Raw genomic sequence first — 16,972 nt, 5'->3', positions numbered from 1 at the left:
TCTTAACTTATATACAATTTTGGAGTTAAACGACAACTAACTTGACAAACGCCGCAGGCAGGAAGAAAGGTGTACAGATTCTATCCCAGCTTGAATCATATTTTTAATCTTACGATTTAAATCACCGCCAGTGTGAGTAAACGTTAGTAATTCTAGTTCCTCAGCATATCTGGCAAAGGAATCCTTTCTTTGAAAAAAAGCTTTAGGCAGCCCTGTCCCGTACAAAACTGCAAGGTTTCTTCTCGCACTAAAACTCCAATCTTCATAAAACACACCCTTAACCATTATACTACTTTTCAAATGGATAAAGGTGTGACATGCCTCACACCGTTTGAGCTCTAGCCAATACCTTTAATAGAAACCTCATAGGATGGGATAAAAATGTCTCCTCACTCTACCCTCCTAAGACCACGGAAATATATCCATTCCTACTTCGGTAAATCATTGAACAATATACGCATATAATCCCGCCGGAAGTACAAGATCCTCGACACGAAAACAACTCCATCTTCGTACCTGAAAATATAATGTGATTTGCCCAGACAAGAAACCGATAGTCAGTCTGACTATCTCCTACGGAAGATAGCGGTGCACCAATTCAGGATGCTCCGCCAACCCTCGCAGCTTTTTGATGATTTTGATACCACTCTCACTAACCCCACTCAACCCCTACTGACCACTCACCACATTAACCTTCTCCCCTTCATTGAGAAAAATCTGTCCTTCAGTAATGACCTGATCACCGGCTTTCAGCCCATCGATAATCTCCGTAAACCTGTCATTAGCCAGCCCGGTGGTCACCTGGACTTTTTTTACACTACCCTCTGCGACCAGATATACAACTGACCCATTGTTTTCAATTTTGATTGCCTCATTAGGTACGGTCAGGACATTTTCTTTTACGGCTTCAGGCAAGATAACTCTGGCGAACATACCTGATTTTAAGTCATCCGTAGTATTGAGCAGAATCTTGACCGTATAAGCCTTGGACTTGCTGTCCGCATTAGGGCTGATATAGTCAACCACACCCTCTACGAGCTTGTTTTCCAGGGCATTCATTTTCAGAGCAATAATTTCTCCTTTTTCAATCTTAGCCACCACTTTATCCGGCACACTGATTTCGGCCATCATGGTATCTGTATCAATGATTGTCAAAGCAGCGGTGGAGCCGGAGATGATTTCCCCTTCCTCCACATTCCGCCCGGAGACTATTCCTGAAATGGGTGCGGTAATCACCGTATTCTTCAGCTGCTCAGAAGCATAATTTACTCCGGCGGCAGCTTGATTGACTTGGGCTGAAGCCACGCTGATTGAATCCGGCCCGGATTTTTCTTTGAGGAGTTTGAGATTATCCTGGGCCGTTCTCAAATCAACCTCTGCACTGGCGTATTGTTTTTGGAAATCATCCAGAGTTAGTTTGGCGATGACTCCGCTGTCATACAATTGTTGATTCAGATCATATTTTTTCTTGGCATCCTCATAAGTGATTTGTTTATTTTCCACGGTTTGCTCGGCTTGCAGGACTTGCTGATCATAAGCGGAGCCTGCGGTCTTGGCCAGACTGGCCTGGCTTACCTCCAGATTGGCCTGCTGCTGCTGAAGCTGAGCTTGTAAGTCCCCCGAGTCTAAGGTGAACAGCACCTGACCTTTTTCCACTCTATCACCGGCCTCAACCTGAACTGTCGCAACCCTGCCCGCTATTTTGGAGGAAACGGTCACCTCTTGAACCGGCTTCAGAATACTGGCATATTCCACTTCTGTTGTCAGGGTGGCTGCACTTGCTGTCACTGTTGTGACATTTTTAATTGACGGCACAACTTCTGCTTGTTTATTTCCGAAACCGGATATTAAGGCAACCAAGATTATTCCGGAGATCACTACCCCTAAGCCTAGGCCCAGCCCTTTAATATGCTTCATAATCTTCTACCTCCCTGATCGTTAGAGTTGGCTTCTTTCGTTTCGCCAGATACTGCCGGGCATCATCCATCAAGGTATAAACTACCGGCAGAACAATGGGGGATAGAACTGTCGATGTAATCATGCCTCCGATAATTATGATGGCCATCCCGCTTCTCATTTCACTCCCGGCTCCGCTGGATAGCGCCGAGGGCAGCATGCCGACAATCATGGTTGCTGAAGTCATCAAGATAGGTCTTAAGCGAGTGGTTCCCGATTCGATCAGGGCTTCTCGCAGGGGCATTCCTTGTTTCATCAAGGTTTGGGTATAGTCAATCAACAAGGTTCCGTTCTTGGATGCCAAGCCGTCAAGCAAAATCAAGCCGATCATGGACAGGATATTCAAGGATTGCCCGGATAAAGCTAGCAAGCCAAAGGCCCCGATAATTGCACAAGGCAAGGAAAGCATTCTGATAAAGGGAGTTAAGAAGGATTCATACAAAATGATCAAAATGGCATAGACCAAAACAATCGCTACAACCAGGGCCTGAATCAGGGCGCTGAAACTCTCGGCCATGTTTTCCTGACTGCCGCCGAATTGTATCCTATAACCAGCTGGCAGGCTAAAGCCCTCCAGTTGGTTTTCAATGAGGGTAGTCACATCTCCCAGGAGACTGTTTTGTAAATTTGCTGAGATAGTTACGATGTTCTCTCTATCCTCCCTGGATAGTTTTAAAGGACTTTCGGCGTACTCAATGGCTGCTACCTGATTCAGGGCAATCTGCTCTCCTGCCGAATTTTGAACTTTGACGGCGCCCAAATCAGCGGGAGTTTGGATCTGGTTATCCATAAACCGGAGGACAATATCATATTCATTTCCGTTCTGTCGGTAGATACCGGCCTTCGATCCCTGCAGTCCGGTTCTGAGAACCGTAGAAATATCCGGGGTATTTACTCCGTATTGAACAGCCGCCAGCCTGTCAACCTTCACCTGGATCTCGCTCTCACTGGTTCGCTCGGAATTAGTGACGTCCGCCGTCCCCGGGGTGGCTTTGACAATATCCTCTACTTTGTAGGACAACTCTTTTAAAACAGCCGGGTCCTCTCCACTGATGACTAGCTGAACAGGTTTGCCGTTTCCACCGGCGGATTGAGTTTCAGAAACGCTGAATTGAACTCCCGGCAGGGTATTCCCCCACTGGCGCATTTCTGTAGCAATTTCAGTCTGGCTCTTTTGCCGTTCACTTTTGTCCACCAGCTTGACGATAATATTGGCTGAGGATTTATCCGAGTTATATCCCACAGTGGTGAGATAATCCTTCACTTCAGCCATAGTCTGCAGTTGATTTTCAACCAGGCTCACCTTTTCCTCTGTTTGTTTTAAACCGGAACCCGAAGTAAGATTCAGCTCAATGGAGATTTGGCTTTGATCACTTTGGGGGGTAAACTCAGTTTTAATAAAACCCAGGGGCAGTAAGGAGACAGCCAGAATACAGCCGGTAATTAACAGACTGACAACTTTCCACCTGTGATCCAGGGACCAGATTAATAGCTTTTTATATAGTTCAGTTGCCCGCTCCAGGACAGGGGGAAATCTTCTGGGTTTTTTGGTTTCCGGCTGAAGCTCTCCAGCTTCTTTCGGATTCTTCTTTTTTAGAAATAGGGAAGCCAGCATGGGGGTTACCGTAAAGGAAACTAAAAGGGAAAAGAGGGAGGCCACGGCAACTGTGAGGCCGAATTCTTTAAAGAACTGGCCCACCATGCCCGACATAAAGGCTACGGGGATAAAGATAACCACATCACAGAGAGTTATGGCGATTGCTGCCATACCTATCTCCCTGCGCCCTTGGATGGCTGCTTGTTTCGGGTTTTTCCCCATACCTAAATGTCTCTGAATATTCTCCAGAACCACAATGGAATCATCCACCAGAATACCGATACTCAAGGATAAAGCCATGAGGGTCATCATATTCAAGGTGAAATCAAAGGCATACATCATAAAAAAGGTGGAAACCAGGGAGGTGGGAATGGCCACCAGGACAACTAAGGATGACTGCCAGCTCCGCAGAAACAGCAAAAGTACCAGAGCTGTTGTAATGACTCCTTCTACAAGGCTGGATTTAACATCCTCCAGAGAATCGTTGATGAAAGTAGTACTATCCGTGGTTACTGTGACACTTACTCCCGTTGGCAGCTGTGCTTGAATCTTCAGCAATTCAGCTTTGACATTATTCACAGCCTCGACAACATTGGCATCACTTTGCTTCTGAATGCTGATGCCCAAGGCATTGTTGCCATTCAAGGTTAAGATTTGTTCCTGGTCGGGATATTCCAGCTGGATCTGGGCAATATCTGCCAGCCGAACAGTCCCTCCTTCCGAGTTGGGAATTAACAGATTCTTAATTTCATCAATATCTTTAAATTGTCCCACTACCTTAACGGCTTGGTCGCTGGTATCCAGAGTTATCCGACCGGCAGGCAGATTGCTGTTTTCCGTCTTTAGCTTTGTCAGCAAGCTATTGACATTAACTCGGTAATAATCCAAAGCCGTTTTGTCTAAGCGAATGGCCAGCTGCTTATCCTCGGCACCCTGAAGGCTGACCTGGCCAATGCCGGGTATCTTCGCTAAATCCTCTTTAATCTTTTCCGCTTCATTTTGGAGTTGGTCATAGGGGATCGTGCCGGTGAGGCCCAGAGTCAGGACAGACTGGGCATCCATGTCAATCTTCGTGAGAATCGGGGAATTGACATCCTCTGGCAGTTTGCCTGAGGCTCCATCCACTGCCTTTTGCACGTCTAAAAAGGCTGAATTCATATCCGTTTCCATGGTGAAGGTTATAATTGTTTGTCCAATACCTTCTTTAGATATTGATTTCAGGGTATCAATTCCACTGATCCCGGAAACTGCATCTTCAATGGGTTTGACAACGTCCTCTTCTATCTCTTCGGCACCTGCACCGCTATAACCGGTGGTGACAGTGATGATAGGTACGTTGATCGAGGGGTATAAATCCGCGCCCAGACTCTTATAGCCGAAAATACCGATACCAATAAATAAGGCCAGCAAGACAAAGACTGCCGAAGGCCTCTTTACCGATAACTCAGTAATACTCATGATTATGTACCTCTTCCCTTGGTTTTAATGGAATTATACAAGGCAAAGGTAAACTCCGGCTAAAGAGAAAATAATTATCTGTAAAGCAAATCTAAAAAATAATGAAGTGACCTTTTCCGGTCACTTCACAAGGGGTAGGGCAAAGCGGATGCCCAATCCTCCGTAATGGGAGTGAAAGGCAGATATCTCACCGCCATGATGCTCGATAATGGATTTGCAGCTGGCCAGACCTAATCCCATCCCCCCGTTTTGGTTCTGTCTGGATTTATCCACGGTAAAGAATTTCTGAAACAGCAGAGGCAGTTCCTTTTCCGGCACACCCACCCCATTATCCTCCACCTGGAAAAAGGCATACACGCCGCGGACATAGCCCCGCATATAGACCTTTAAGTCTTTCCTCTCCCCATACCTCACGGCATTGCTGAAGAGATTCCCGAAAACCCGGCGGATCATGTGTTCGTCAATCAAAATGTGCTGGTTGGCTTTGAAGCTGTTTTCCCAAGCCAGTTCGAAATCAAAACCGGATAATTCTGTCTCATATTCTGTGGCAATGCTGGCAAATAGCTTCTGGGCGGGGACGGATTTCATATCCAGAGCATCCAATTCCACCTCCCCCTTAGTATAGGAAGAGAAGGTGTTAATCAGCTCGGCAATATGCTTTGTTTTCTTGAGGATCAGCTCATAATATTCCTGGGTTTCTTTTTCAGAAAGATTTTTCTGCAGGGCTAAGAGCTCCACAAAGCCATTGATAGTCGTCAAGGGAGTCTTCAAGTCATGAGCCATGGCGGCAATCATCCCGATCTGTTCCTTGTGGGCTTGATAAAGCCTGTCTTCCATCTCATTAAAGTGATTGTATAGTTCTCCGATTTCATCCCTTCGTTTCGATCTTAAGATCACAGGCCGACTTATGTTGACCCTTTTCAGCCGGGTATTGAGGAACTGAAGGGGTTTAGTTATGTTGAAATGTAAATAGACGGCTAATATGACAAACACCGTACCCGTGAGAATCAGCAAATAAAAGGCCACTTCTAATTGCACGGGCATTAAGGGTAATCTTAAGATTTTTGGCTTTTCCGTCATGAAATTTCTGATAAATACTGCCCCCGGAAAGATGATCAGGACAAAAACCAACATGAACAGCAGTGGCAGCTTGATCTTTAACTTCATAGCCCTTCCTACCCTTCCGTATATTTGTAGCCGATACCCCAGATTGTCTTAATAAAGTCATACTTGCTGCCAAGTTTTTTGCGAATGTTTTTGATATGCACCGTGACAGTATTTATCTCACCGTATTCCCCTGCCCAAACATTTTCATAGATTTGCTCCCGGGTCAGGACGTTATTGGGGTGATGCATGAGAAAGGACAAGATTTGAAATTCCTTGGTGGACAGCTCAATCTTCTCCTGGTCTAAGTAAGCCTCAAAGGTCTTTTGATTTAAAATCAGGGGTGAAGCTGAGGGGAACTTCTGTGGATCGACCTCCTGCCTAAGTCCTTTCCATTCATTGTACAATCGGTCAAACTTTCTGAAATGGGCTTTAATCCTTGAAGTAAGCTCTTGAACACTGAAGGGTTTGGTCATATAGTCGTCGGCACCGATCTCCAGGCCAATAATTTTATCAATATCCCTATCCCGGGCGCTTAAAAACAGAATGGGAATACTGTAATTGGTTCTGATGTTTCGGCAGACTTCCAGACCGTCCATTTGGGGCATCATAATGTCCAGGACAATAAAATCCACCGGATTTTCTTTAAGTACCGCTAACGCCTCCGGCCCGGAATGGGCAGCGATCACTTCAAATTGTTCAAGCCGCAAACTTTTCGTGATCAGTTTGACAATATCCGGATCGTCATCGACTACTAAAATCGTCTTTTCCACATGTTTCACCAACTTCTTTACTTTGCTTTTCTTTATATCATAGCAAACATAAATAAAGCAAAAATAAAAAACTATAAAGATTTGTGATTAGAGTTCACTTTGTTGCACCGAATAATTAAGTTCCTTCTAGCTATTGATTTTAACCAATGGCTTTTTTGATTTTCCAGCATCCTCTTAAGGTACTTCCTGCAGCCAAGTACGATATAATAGCTCAATTCCTCGATCAATTTCTTCAATACTCATGCCGCCAAACCCCATCATTATTTGAGATCTATTACCGTCTTTGTGAAGAAAAGTTCTAGAGAGTGGGAATAACCGGACTTCGCTCTCCGCAGCACGCTTGATAAGCTCCTCTTCACTAAGAGGATTATCAACTAGCTCTATAACAACGTGGAGCCCCGCTCCTTGACCAATGATTTTAACTTGAGTGCCGAAATGACGGTGAATCGATTGTAGGAGTGCGTCGTGCTTTTCTTTATAAACTGTTCGCATTTTACGCAAATGCCGTTCCCAGTACCCCAGTTCCATGAACTTTTGCAGTGTTCTCTGTTCTAATAGAGAGACATTCGTAAAATAATCCCTGAATAACCTACGATAGACAGTTAGTAATCGGTGAGGCAGAACCATATAACTTATTCGAAGCGCAGGAGATAATACCTTAGAAAAAGTACCTACATAGACTATATTCCCTTGCGGATGTAATCCTTGTAACGCAGGAATTGGTTTGCCGAAGTACCTCAGTTCGCTATCATAGTCGTCTTCAATGATGACTCCCCCGACAGATTCTGCCCAATCAATTAATTTTAATCGTTTTGTCACAGGCATAACATAGCCTAATGGAAATTGATGGGAAGGCGTGACATATACAACGGTACTCTTGGTGTTCCGGAGACACTCCAAATCTAGACCATCCGAATTTACAGATACGGTTGTGATAGAAAAGGAATGATTTCGGAAAACAGCTTTGGGAACGAAATAGCCAGGATCTTCTACAGCCAATTTCGAATGATCTTCTTTCAATATGGGCGCTAAGATAGAAAGACTATCTTGAAGTCCCGAGCAAACAACGATTTGTTCAGGATCACAAGAAACACCACGAGAGCGCGACAGATATCTTTGAATCTCGCAGCGCAAATCAAAATCACCTTGCTGATTACCATCGGAAGCAAGGTGATTTTGATCATCCTTTAAACAATCAACATAAAGTTTACGCCACAGGTTAACAGGGAAACTGCCTGGGGAAAGTCGAGCCGAATGAAAATCAAAGGCAAATGATTTTCCGTCTTCAGAGCCTTCTTGCAGCGACGTGCCTACTTGACGGAGAGGCGCTGGACGGAATTCAGGGTCTATTGATGAAACAAAGTATCCGCTTCTTGGCTTGCTGTGTATATATCCTTCTGCATATAACTGTTGATAGGCATACTCCACCGTATTACGGCCTACCGATAATTCACTAGATAAGTTTTTAATAGAAGGAAGCTTGGTAGTTGGGGGCAATTCCCCTGTTAATATTTGATTTTTAATCTGGTTATATATTTTATTGTGCAACGGCTGACGACCCTGACCGTCCAATATAAACATTGCTCTCACCTAATCCTTTATATGTAGGATCTTAATTACCGCCATTATATATAGGGTAATACCTAGCGTCAAGGCTCAGGAAACTTGCGCCAAGGGAAACTGCCCCTGTACTTAATTTGAAAATTGCCCCTGTGTTTAGGGGGGATTATATCTTATAATCTGGGTGTCCGGTGGCTAACACATCGATTGCTTTGTGCAGATGGTAATTCGAAAATTACTGAGTGCATTGCAGTAATAGAGGACACTATAGTAGTGTCAACCAATAGCCAAGTATGAGTTATCTAACACTTCTTCAAAACAGAAAGGATGTATTCTTATGCTTAATGAAAAATTATTGGAGGTACTTTCTCATCCCACAGACGGAGCCATCTCTATCGTGACCAACGGTGACGACGGTCCGCATTTAGTAAATACCTGGAATAGCTATGTTGTAGTTACCCCTGAGGATAAACTATTGATTCCAGCTTACGGCTATAACAAAACGGAAAAAAATCTCAGCGTTCATAACGATATTACTCTTTCCATCGCCAGCAAGGAAATCCAGGGTTACAAGGCTAAGGGTACAGGCTTTATCCTGAAAGGAACTACCCGTTTTCTAAAATCAGGTGAAGACTTTGAGCGTATGAAAGAAAAATTCTCTTGGGTTCGAGCAGTATTAGAGATAACTGTGTCATCTGTGAAACAAATGCTGTAAATCAGCTACAATATGTTGAGGTTTCGAATATTGTATTGATACCCTTGGTATTATTAAAATATACTTAAAACCAACATATCATTTTTGATAATGCTGGTTTTTTGACCCATCCAAATGGCCGCTCAAGAACATTTAGCTCAAAAAGCTTGAGGAAATATCATTATCGCATATTTATCACTGTCTCCTAAACCTGTATCTGGTTCTTAAATCCATTTTATTACACAACCATGTTCGGTCGCGACCGAAAGTTGAGTTAAATCTATTAGTAATTTTTATTTTTAATTAATCGATTATATATATTTAACAGTTTTTCATCTGCAATTGGTATTCCATGGATGGTTCCAAACGTTATGCAATCAGTAAATTTTTTTCCATCAATTCGATAATCAATATACGGTTTTATAAAATATATATCACTATTATCTCCTGGGTCGGTCTCAATTGTTATTTTGAAAATATTAGATGGAAGAACATTTACATCTTTAATTTTATCAAAAATATTATCATTCATTTGTAGCTTGAACTGTTTAATTTTGGCATTATCTGAAACTAGTCCAAAATCATCTAATACAATAGTTTTATCTGAATTATTCTTTACATCAAAAGAGGTTCTATCATTTTGTGATAAATAGGTTTCTTCTGAAGCAACATTTAAATAATTATCTGATTTAGGCTTATTAATCCCCAACATTATAAATTTATCAAATTTATAAATTTTCTCTCCACCATCATATAATAGTATTTTAATACCTTCCAACTCGTTTTTTCCTTCTTTTTCAATTTTAAGATTTATACTTATATTATTCAACTGATACCCCTTGAATTTACTGCCATCCTTTACTTCCCAGCCTTTTAAAGAAACAAAGTTACCACTTAATAACTGCACATTTGATATGATTTTGTCTGTTGGCTTTTTAGCATCATAAAAAAAGGTTAATGGAATGTTGATTTCATCGCCAATATAACCCGAAACATATGCACTCGTATTTAGAAAATAAATTTCTTTATCTATCTTATTAGGGGTAATAGATTTAAATATAGTAGAACCTAATATTATGAAAATTACTATGGCCAATAAATATTTTGTTTTTGTTCTCATCGCACTCACCTTCTAAATAAGGAACCAAACACAAAGGATGTTTGATTCCTTTTCAATTAATTAATAATAAACTACCTTAAGAGTAGAAGAGCCCCTTACAGGATCATAAACATAGTTATATAATGTTTTTGTCACTGTGTAATTTGGGGGAGAATAATATTCAGATTTTACATATTTTTGTACAAAGTCACTAAATAGACCTAATCTATTTTTTCTGGTAGGATCAGCTGGAATTGAAATAGTTGTAGTTTTTGAGAATGCATATGATGCTACAACAACAACTTGTGCTTTTATGGCGCTAGAAAGATCAGCTGTAGCACTTGGTTGTATTCCAAAGGTTATAGTTTTCGCTTCTGCGATAGTGTACTTGTCTGCATAAGCCCATGGACTTGACACATAGTCAACAAACCTTTCATTTACTGCAGTTGAACTTAAATTTGCACATTTCCAATAACCGACTGCAGCTTTGGGTGTAATTTTGGTATCGGATTCGGATTGCCATTGAACACCTTTAATTTCATATTTCGGTAAATCCTTCCGTGAAATAGAATCAGCTGCAAATGCTGGTACTGAAAACACAACTAGAATACAGAAACTTAAAAATAGAACAAAACATTTTTTCATTACAATGATCACCCTTTCTTTTTGTATCTTGCAACCGGCCTGCAAACAGATGGGGCAGGAAAAATTACGGAACCAGTTGATAAAAAAATCGGAGCCCGTAATTGGTCTTAGTTTTCCCCACTGACCACTCCTTTGAATGATTGGAAAACCTAACCACAACCGCTTTAACTAGACCTCCCAGCATTCGTCGAGTAAGTTGGGACAGGGAATCAATATCGGATTGCACCAAAAGAATATTTCGGGGATAACAAAGAAAAACAAATTCCCCTCCTTTTTAAATCTCCCTTCACAAATATCCCCAGTAGGTGTAAAATCAAGTAATCTACAATTTGTGTAGAGGCCAACGCCTTCAGATCAGATGTTACTTTGCTGGTATAGATGATCTGGAGGCATCTTTATTTAAATGGCAAATACCATTTAAATACTTTTCTAAGATCCTGTTAACTACAAGTTAAATAAAAAGAACTTTCTCCGCCGATTAATTTTTGAAAGGTTGAATACAGTGGCCGATGGGAAAAACGCCAACTTTCAGCCAATTAATACCCTAACGTTGGTTTTTGTGATGAATGTTGACAACACCCTTTATAAACCTTCGGGTTTCTTTGGCTCGTAGAACCACCCCAAGCATGTAGGAGTGTTGATGGCCAATGTACCGACAAAAACCAGAACGGATGCAAGCAACATGGGCATAACACTCTTTCCGTATTTCATATCTGTTCCCCCTTTCTCATTCAATTTCAGGACTTCTTCATTCAATATACTACATCAAACCCTTCATTTGGAAATTTAGGAATGAATGTGTCTTTTTGAGGCATGAAATGACATTTCTTAGTGAATTCATAATTGATTAAAACTCTTTCATGCCAATATTCATGTATAAAAAAATACCCCTTACTATCCTTACTCATCTGGTAGGGCATAGTAAAGGGGCTTCATTTGGCATAACCTGCTTAAATCCCAATCCGCTGCATGATTTTATCGCTACGCATGACAACCTTTTGCCCCAGGGCACTTAGCATAAAAGATTGTAGAACTAACCCTGCAGCCACAGGCAAGGTCAGAATTCGCCAGGCGGTCTCAGTGTCGCTAAGCATCCCCCAAATCGGAAGGCTTGCGCATATCGTCCATACGAATAAAGTTAAACGTTGTGGTTTCCAGATAAACGGTAGGGCCAGAATTACCAATAACAGCGAAACCCACATCAGATCCTTAAATTCACAGTTGGTAACTGTGGCTTTCACGGGAAAAGACAACCCGATAAAGCATACCACTGTAAATACCGAACATCGTCGGAAGCTAGAACAATGGGCACCACCAGTAAATAACCTCAGCGATAACGCTGACAGCATTATGATAAGGGTTTCAAGAGCTGTGCCTAATAAGGCAGACACGGCTACGGTCAGGACGAGTTCCGTTGCTACGCCCAACAACAAAGCTAAGGCATATTCCACCTTGGCCCTTTGAACAGCGTCAAATGGAACGTTTGTAAGTAAACGATTAGCTAGGCGATGGGCAGTACTCTCCAAATCAAACAAACCCTTCATTCCTCCAATCGATGCATAGGAATCTCGATTATCACCCTAAACTGCCCGTCGCCCGGGTCAACTGAAACGCTGCCACCTAATCTCTCTGTCAGCCTTTTCACTATGAAAAGCCCTTCCCCTCTGCCCTCTTGCTTGGTACTGAAACCTTCCTTGAAATAAAGCTCTGGTGCACATGGACTTGATGTAGGCATCGAATTGGTTACTTCAAAGTTATATTCCAATGGGTCCTGCCAAAAATGAATGCTAACTGGACACTGCGGTTGGTCGAGCCCTTGGACGGTTTCAAGGGCATTGTCTAATACATTACCAAGGATCGCCACCAAGTCTAGTATGTGTTTCCTACTACATCTAAGATTTGTTGTAATGCTCAGATTCACTAGAATGTCTTTACTCTTCGCCAGAGCAAGCTTAGACGAGAGCAGCACATCGATTTCGTCCAAACCCGTTTCAATATTAAACAAGCCATGATCTATGCTACGAAAATAGGTGTTTAAATAGTCCCTTAGTTCCTCATACTTACCCATCGATAATAAGCCGAGAACTACATTAAGATGATTCTTAATATCGTGGTGATGCTGACGATAAATCTGGTTTTGCTCCACCAAGTGGGCGTACTTGAGGGCCGTCATTTTTAACTGTTCTGCTTCCAAACCACTAATGTAGAGCCTTTTTATCACAACCAGTGCCACTAAGTTGAGGCAAAGGATAATGAAGCCTAAAAATAATTCCACCCCATCAGGATTGTTTAGCTGGAAGAAAGAATACTTTTTCATATAGTAATTATTAAGCAAAATAGTAATTAAGATCGACTGTATAGTGAAAAAGAGCATTGCCGCTTTATAAACATTTTTCTTCATAACCCTTAGCCTTTTCTCTTACTTGTATTTAACTTGAACAATTGACGGGAGACAAAATACCTGATAACTAAAGCAACCGCGACTGTGATCAAGATTTGGGGTAGAAACCACAACGTTCGCAGGATTAGATTTTGTTCCATACGAATGGGATCAACACCAGTAAGCACTTGAATAGTTTTTACATTAAGAAACTCCATAGCCAAATAAAGTGAAACGGCCATTAACGCTACTGTCACTGCTTCTAAAATATCATGCTGGCCAAATAACTTCAAAAGGACAATGAGTACTAGACTTGAAACAATAATATTTAATATGTAGCTTCCGGTAGCCAATCGAATCCAGGGTGAAATAGTTCCGAAAATAATCCCCGATGCCATTAAGGAAGTCCATTTAAAATTTCTTCCCGAGATGCACCACGCCAAGAGGACGACAACGATAGCCTCAGGAATGGAAAAGATAATCGTCTTGACCATTCCCTCGCTCATATTTCTCCACCCCTTGCCCCCGACAGGGCCTTGATCCGTTTCCTGAACTCCGGATATAGACCTTTTTGCAGGTAAGCTTGGTAATCTCTGCTCTTAAAAACTATTTGATATGATGTGCGAGTGTACGATTTTATGCCTTCTACCAGCTTCAAGTTTACCAAATACGAACGACTAGTTCTATGAAACAGGCTCTTATCCAAGCGATCTTCCATATCTTTCATCGAGTGCAGACACGTAAACTTGCGGATCGTCGTGTAAATCACAGTCTTTTTTGCCAATGCCTCCACCATATAGATATCTTCCTGGCTTAATATCTCTATTTTTTCCTCACAATTCAATTCAATTTTCGCTCCGAGCACGGACAATTTTCTTATAATACGTGCCATCGTTTGGTGCAATCTGTCTGAATCAAGAGGTTTTGTAATAAAATCAGAGGCATAAAGATGAAACGCGGCCTTAATGTGATTCTCATCAGCAGTAATAAATACTATCTCCATGTACGGAAAATCCCGGCGGACGCAATCGGCAACTTCGATTCCTGTTATTCCGGGCAAACCAACATCTAAAAAGAGGACCGCAGGCTGGAGTTTCTGAACTTGAGTTAGAAACTCCTCTCCCTTGGAAAATGCGCCCGTTACTTCAACTCCTGGTATGGCTGTCAGAAGATGGGCCAACTCTTTTCGAAAAAAAGGATCATCTTCCACGATCACCGCGTCACTCATCATCCTCATGCACCTTTCTATCTTTTTCCAGGTCTCCCATGCTCCTTACTCCTCTTTAGTCATCGTCATCATTTTTGGCGATATTTGGCATATCAACTGACATAATCACGATATTTTTCTTTTTCATAATATCATGTCCCCTTCAATTTATATGTCGAATATGGAAATTCAGGAAAACAATTAATTATCAAGTCATAATCTTATAGAAGAAGAGAAACACTTCGCTAAGATATTTGGGTTTCCCGAAGCTGAACTTGAAGCGGCCATTGCAATGCATCCTGGTTTTAAATACGGCAATACCAAAAAGGTAGACTTTGAAATCCTTAAGCAGGATGACGTTTTGAGCATCGGTGACTACAGCTTTAAGTGTATTGAGACTCCGGGACATTCTCCCGGACACATGTGCCTCTACGACTCAAGTAAAAAAATTCTTGTATCTGGGGACCATATTCTTAGCAACATAACCCCAAACATTTCCCTTTGGGGCGATGATTGGGATCCTTTAGGTGTTTATTTAAAAAGTTTAGACAAAGTGAGTATCCTCGACGTGGAACTTGTTTTACCAGGTCACAGAGGGCTCATTACCTCCTGCAGGGAAAGAATTCAGGAACTCAAGCTGCACCATCAGGAACGGGTGGATGAGATTCTCGCCATATTAAGCAGAGGTAATTTGAATGGTTACCAAGTCGCTGCTCAGATGACTTGGGATATGACATATGAGTCATGGGAGATGTTTCCGGTTACGCAGAAATGGTTTGCAACAGGGGAAGCGATTGCTCATCTCAAATATTTGGAAGGTAAGGGCAAGGTCAGAAGAGAGACTCAGCAGGGGAAACTAGTTTATACTTTGGCAAAATAATACATTGTGCGGGATCTTCATCTGGCGGTTCGTTTAACGAGTTCTAAAAAGTCTGTCCAATGTCAAAATAAATTCGTGCCGGTGAGGCCCAGGGAGTCCCGGTTTCATATGCCTTTCAATAGCTTTTGAACCCATTCTCTTATAACTTACTCTTCCTAATCTCATCAATAAATGCGGGTCTTTTCTTAAACTCCATAAGCAGTTTACTAAGCATATGTGTCCAGCTATCCTCGTTCTTTAAATGCTTCAAATAAATTGCTTTAACTTTCCCAAGATATTTTACAGCTTCTTTGTAGGTATTTCTATTACCATTTGGAATTCTAGCATATGCTTTGTTGTAATAGTACTCCAGAATTTCTTTTGGGTGTTCTTTTTCAAGCTTTTGCGCGAATATGTCGAAATCAGAAAAACCGGCATATCCCCATTGGTTCACCGGCGAGGATATGATAGTTTTAATAACAATGTCCTTCATTCCCTTTTGCAGACAAATACTTAAATAGTCATGCATGTTATTTTTTTGGGCCTCATTAACAATCTCCGGTTCTATTTTCTTCCAATCCAATTCAGATAGATAGTTTTTCATTCTCTTATATTCTTCAAAATACTTTTTGTGTTTTGTCGTTTTATATACCAGAATCAGCTTTTCTTTCGCCTTTTCGTAGTCATCATCCTTATAAAATGTAAATAGTCTTTCCAAAACATAGCTTTCATCATTTTCTCTTTGCATTGCGGTTTCAGCAATTGATTCCAACCGGTCCTTGTCCCGCAGCTGCGAATAATGGTCAATAAGATAATCATACAGCTCGGTTAGTCTTCCATTTCCATGCTTGATGCCCTTATGCGCTATTTCAAGCGCCAATTCCTCATTCCCTTTGTCGGTGTAGTATTGAACTAAATCCCAATAATCCATTCCATATTGAAGGTTTTCAAGTCGCTCCTCCAAGTATCTGGAATCATCCTTCAGATGATCCCTGTAAATCTCCATGACAAGCTTCTTTCCCCAATCAGACTTCCCACTATTAAGCTTTTGCACAAGAAATTCCCATTCATCCTTTTCTTTGCACAATTCAAAAAACAGATCCATCAAACTGTCGTCAAAACCGGAATTACCTGCATCGTATTCAATAAACGCTTCATCCATAAAACGGTGCTTTGCTTCAGGTGTAATCTTATTTTCCCTTATCAAGCCAGAAATCTTCTCTAACCATTCATAAGCCTCCTCTTCTTCCTCCTCAGGTCCTCCTCCGTAGCAATTAAATTCAGCAATTATGCTCTGGGAATTGTGCCAATACTCTAGTAATAGCTCATCATGAATTTCGGGAGCTTTACTTTTCTTGTTTGAATTTGAAACTTTCTTATTGGTAGCACAATTTTCTTCGAGCCATTCCAGCACATGCAATCTTACCTGTCTGTCTCTTTGGGTGAGATTCATGATTAACTCTATGAGTTCATTGGAACTTAAACCCTCCAGCCGGTCTTTAATCGAAAACTCACTCATTTTTTCTTCCATCCTCTGCGATTAAAATGGGATTCATTATCTAACTCCAATAATAACACAATTATCTTCTTCAACAGCAAAGGCAATATGTCGGATATCTAGCGTATTTGCAACGGGTTTC

Annotated in this window: 15 protein-coding genes; 2 read left to right on the top strand and 13 right to left on the bottom strand. The window is 41.5% G+C overall.

All coding sequences use genetic code 11. The features are described from left to right. Window positions 1-669: 669 nt before the first annotated feature. From LJE72_RS18845 to pdxR, 5 genes are all read right to left on the bottom strand, one after another. Window positions 670-1,917: an efflux RND transporter periplasmic adaptor subunit gene (locus LJE72_RS18845; protein WP_229249542.1), complete on the bottom strand. Its 1,248-nt coding sequence runs from the start codon at window positions 1,915-1,917 to the stop codon at window positions 670-672. Beyond that, the gene (locus LJE72_RS18840) at window positions 1,904-5,011 is read right to left on the bottom strand and encodes an efflux RND transporter permease subunit (protein WP_229249541.1); all 3,108 of its coding nucleotides are present in this window, start codon (window positions 5,009-5,011) and stop codon (window positions 1,904-1,906) included. Before LJE72_RS18840 ends, LJE72_RS18845 begins: the two co-directional genes overlap by 14 nt. A gap of 120 nt (window positions 5,012-5,131) precedes the next feature. Continuing rightward, on the bottom strand, window positions 5,132-6,178 hold the full coding sequence (locus LJE72_RS18835) for a sensor histidine kinase (RefSeq protein ID WP_229249540.1): 1,047 nt from the start codon (window positions 6,176-6,178) through the stop codon (window positions 5,132-5,134). Between the two features lie 8 nt (window positions 6,179-6,186). Beyond that, entirely contained in the window at window positions 6,187-6,888 is a 702-nt protein-coding gene (locus LJE72_RS18830; protein ID WP_229249539.1) for a response regulator transcription factor, read from the bottom strand. Window positions 6,889-7,062: 174 nt separating this feature from the next. Further along, entirely contained in the window at window positions 7,063-8,469 is a 1,407-nt protein-coding gene (gene pdxR, locus LJE72_RS18825; RefSeq protein ID WP_229249538.1) for a MocR-like pyridoxine biosynthesis transcription factor PdxR, read from the bottom strand. A gap of 316 nt (window positions 8,470-8,785) precedes the next feature. On the opposite strand from pdxR, the gene LJE72_RS18820 reads away from it, so the two are divergent. Beyond that, the gene (locus LJE72_RS18820; RefSeq protein ID WP_229249537.1) at window positions 8,786-9,163 is read left to right on the top strand and encodes an FMN-binding protein; all 378 of its coding nucleotides are present in this window, start codon (window positions 8,786-8,788) and stop codon (window positions 9,161-9,163) included. Window positions 9,164-9,425: 262 nt separating this feature from the next. On the opposite strand, the gene LJE72_RS18815 is transcribed toward LJE72_RS18820, so the two are convergent. The 7 genes from LJE72_RS18815 to LJE72_RS18785 form a co-directional block, all read right to left on the bottom strand. Next, window positions 9,426-10,262 (bottom strand): hypothetical protein, encoded by an 837-nt coding sequence (locus tag LJE72_RS18815; protein ID WP_229249536.1) that lies wholly within the window; start codon window positions 10,260-10,262, stop codon window positions 9,426-9,428. Window positions 10,263-10,322: 60 nt separating this feature from the next. Next, a complete protein-coding gene (locus LJE72_RS18810) occupies window positions 10,323-10,886 on the bottom strand; it encodes a hypothetical protein (RefSeq protein ID WP_229249535.1) in 564 nt (187 codons plus the stop codon). Between the two features lie 582 nt (window positions 10,887-11,468). Beyond that, window positions 11,469-11,597, bottom strand: a complete 129-nt coding sequence (locus LJE72_RS18805) for a cyclic lactone autoinducer peptide (RefSeq protein ID WP_229249534.1) — start codon at window positions 11,595-11,597, stop codon at window positions 11,469-11,471. 239 nt (window positions 11,598-11,836) lie between these two features. Next, window positions 11,837-12,421, bottom strand: a complete 585-nt coding sequence (locus LJE72_RS18800) for an accessory gene regulator ArgB-like protein (protein ID WP_229249533.1) — start codon at window positions 12,419-12,421, stop codon at window positions 11,837-11,839. 5 nt (window positions 12,422-12,426) lie between these two features. Then, window positions 12,427-13,287 carry a sensor histidine kinase gene (locus LJE72_RS18795; RefSeq protein WP_229249532.1) on the bottom strand — a complete coding sequence of 287 codons (861 nt, stop codon included), beginning with the start codon at window positions 13,285-13,287 and terminating at the stop codon, window positions 12,427-12,429. A 5-nt stretch (window positions 13,288-13,292) separates the two neighbouring features. Beyond that, window positions 13,293-13,772, bottom strand: coding sequence for a hypothetical protein (locus LJE72_RS18790; RefSeq protein WP_229249531.1), 480 nt, complete (start codon window positions 13,770-13,772; stop codon window positions 13,293-13,295). Then, a complete protein-coding gene (locus LJE72_RS18785; RefSeq protein WP_229249530.1) occupies window positions 13,769-14,497 on the bottom strand; it encodes a LytR/AlgR family response regulator transcription factor in 729 nt (242 codons plus the stop codon). Before LJE72_RS18785 ends, LJE72_RS18790 begins: the two co-directional genes overlap by 4 nt. 268 nt (window positions 14,498-14,765) lie before the next feature. Between LJE72_RS18785 and LJE72_RS18780 the strand changes: the two genes are divergently transcribed. Continuing rightward, window positions 14,766-15,353 (top strand): MBL fold metallo-hydrolase, encoded by a 588-nt coding sequence (locus LJE72_RS18780; protein WP_229249529.1) that lies wholly within the window; start codon window positions 14,766-14,768, stop codon window positions 15,351-15,353. 139 nt (window positions 15,354-15,492) lie between these two features. Here the strand turns inward: LJE72_RS18780 and LJE72_RS18775 are convergent, their stop codons facing one another. Further along, the gene (locus tag LJE72_RS18775) at window positions 15,493-16,851 is read right to left on the bottom strand and encodes a hypothetical protein (protein WP_229249528.1); all 1,359 of its coding nucleotides are present in this window, start codon (window positions 16,849-16,851) and stop codon (window positions 15,493-15,495) included. Between the last annotated feature and the right edge of the window lie 121 nt (window positions 16,852-16,972).

It is taken from the genome of Desulfosporosinus shakirovi, assembly GCF_020595055.1.
Lineage (GTDB): Bacteria > Bacillota > Desulfitobacteriia > Desulfitobacteriales > Desulfitobacteriaceae > Desulfosporosinus > Desulfosporosinus shakirovi.
The sequence above is the reverse complement of the archived record's forward strand: the minus strand, read 5'-3'. Positions and strand labels throughout refer to the sequence as shown.

Excerpts from the sequence above, each read along its gene's own strand:
- LJE72_RS18840 (WP_229249541.1), bottom strand. The coding sequence starts at position 5,011 with ATGAGTATTACTGAGTTATCGGTAAAGAGGCCTTCGGCAGTCTTTGTC.
- pdxR (WP_229249538.1), bottom strand. The coding sequence starts at position 8,469 with ATGTTTATATTGGACGGTCAGGGTCGTCAGCCGTTGCACAATAAAATA.
- LJE72_RS18780 (WP_229249529.1), top strand. The coding sequence starts at position 14,766 with ATGCATCCTGGTTTTAAATACGGCAATACCAAAAAGGTAGACTTTGAA.
- LJE72_RS18810 (WP_229249535.1), bottom strand. The coding sequence starts at position 10,886 with ATGAAAAAATGTTTTGTTCTATTTTTAAGTTTCTGTATTCTAGTTGTG.
- LJE72_RS18820 (WP_229249537.1), top strand. The coding sequence starts at position 8,786 with ATGCTTAATGAAAAATTATTGGAGGTACTTTCTCATCCCACAGACGGA.
- LJE72_RS18775 (WP_229249528.1), bottom strand. The coding sequence starts at position 16,851 with ATGAGTGAGTTTTCGATTAAAGACCGGCTGGAGGGTTTAAGTTCCAAT.
- LJE72_RS18785 (WP_229249530.1), bottom strand. The coding sequence starts at position 14,497 with ATGATGAGTGACGCGGTGATCGTGGAAGATGATCCTTTTTTTCGAAAA.
- LJE72_RS18790 (WP_229249531.1), bottom strand. The coding sequence starts at position 13,772 with ATGAGCGAGGGAATGGTCAAGACGATTATCTTTTCCATTCCTGAGGCT.
- LJE72_RS18795 (WP_229249532.1), bottom strand. The coding sequence starts at position 13,287 with ATGAAGAAAAATGTTTATAAAGCGGCAATGCTCTTTTTCACTATACAG.
- LJE72_RS18835 (WP_229249540.1), bottom strand. The coding sequence starts at position 6,178 with ATGAAGTTAAAGATCAAGCTGCCACTGCTGTTCATGTTGGTTTTTGTC.
- LJE72_RS18805 (WP_229249534.1), bottom strand. The coding sequence starts at position 11,597 with ATGAAATACGGAAAGAGTGTTATGCCCATGTTGCTTGCATCCGTTCTG.
- LJE72_RS18815 (WP_229249536.1), bottom strand. The coding sequence starts at position 10,262 with ATGAGAACAAAAACAAAATATTTATTGGCCATAGTAATTTTCATAATA.
- LJE72_RS18845 (WP_229249542.1), bottom strand. The coding sequence starts at position 1,917 with ATGAAGCATATTAAAGGGCTGGGCCTAGGCTTAGGGGTAGTGATCTCC.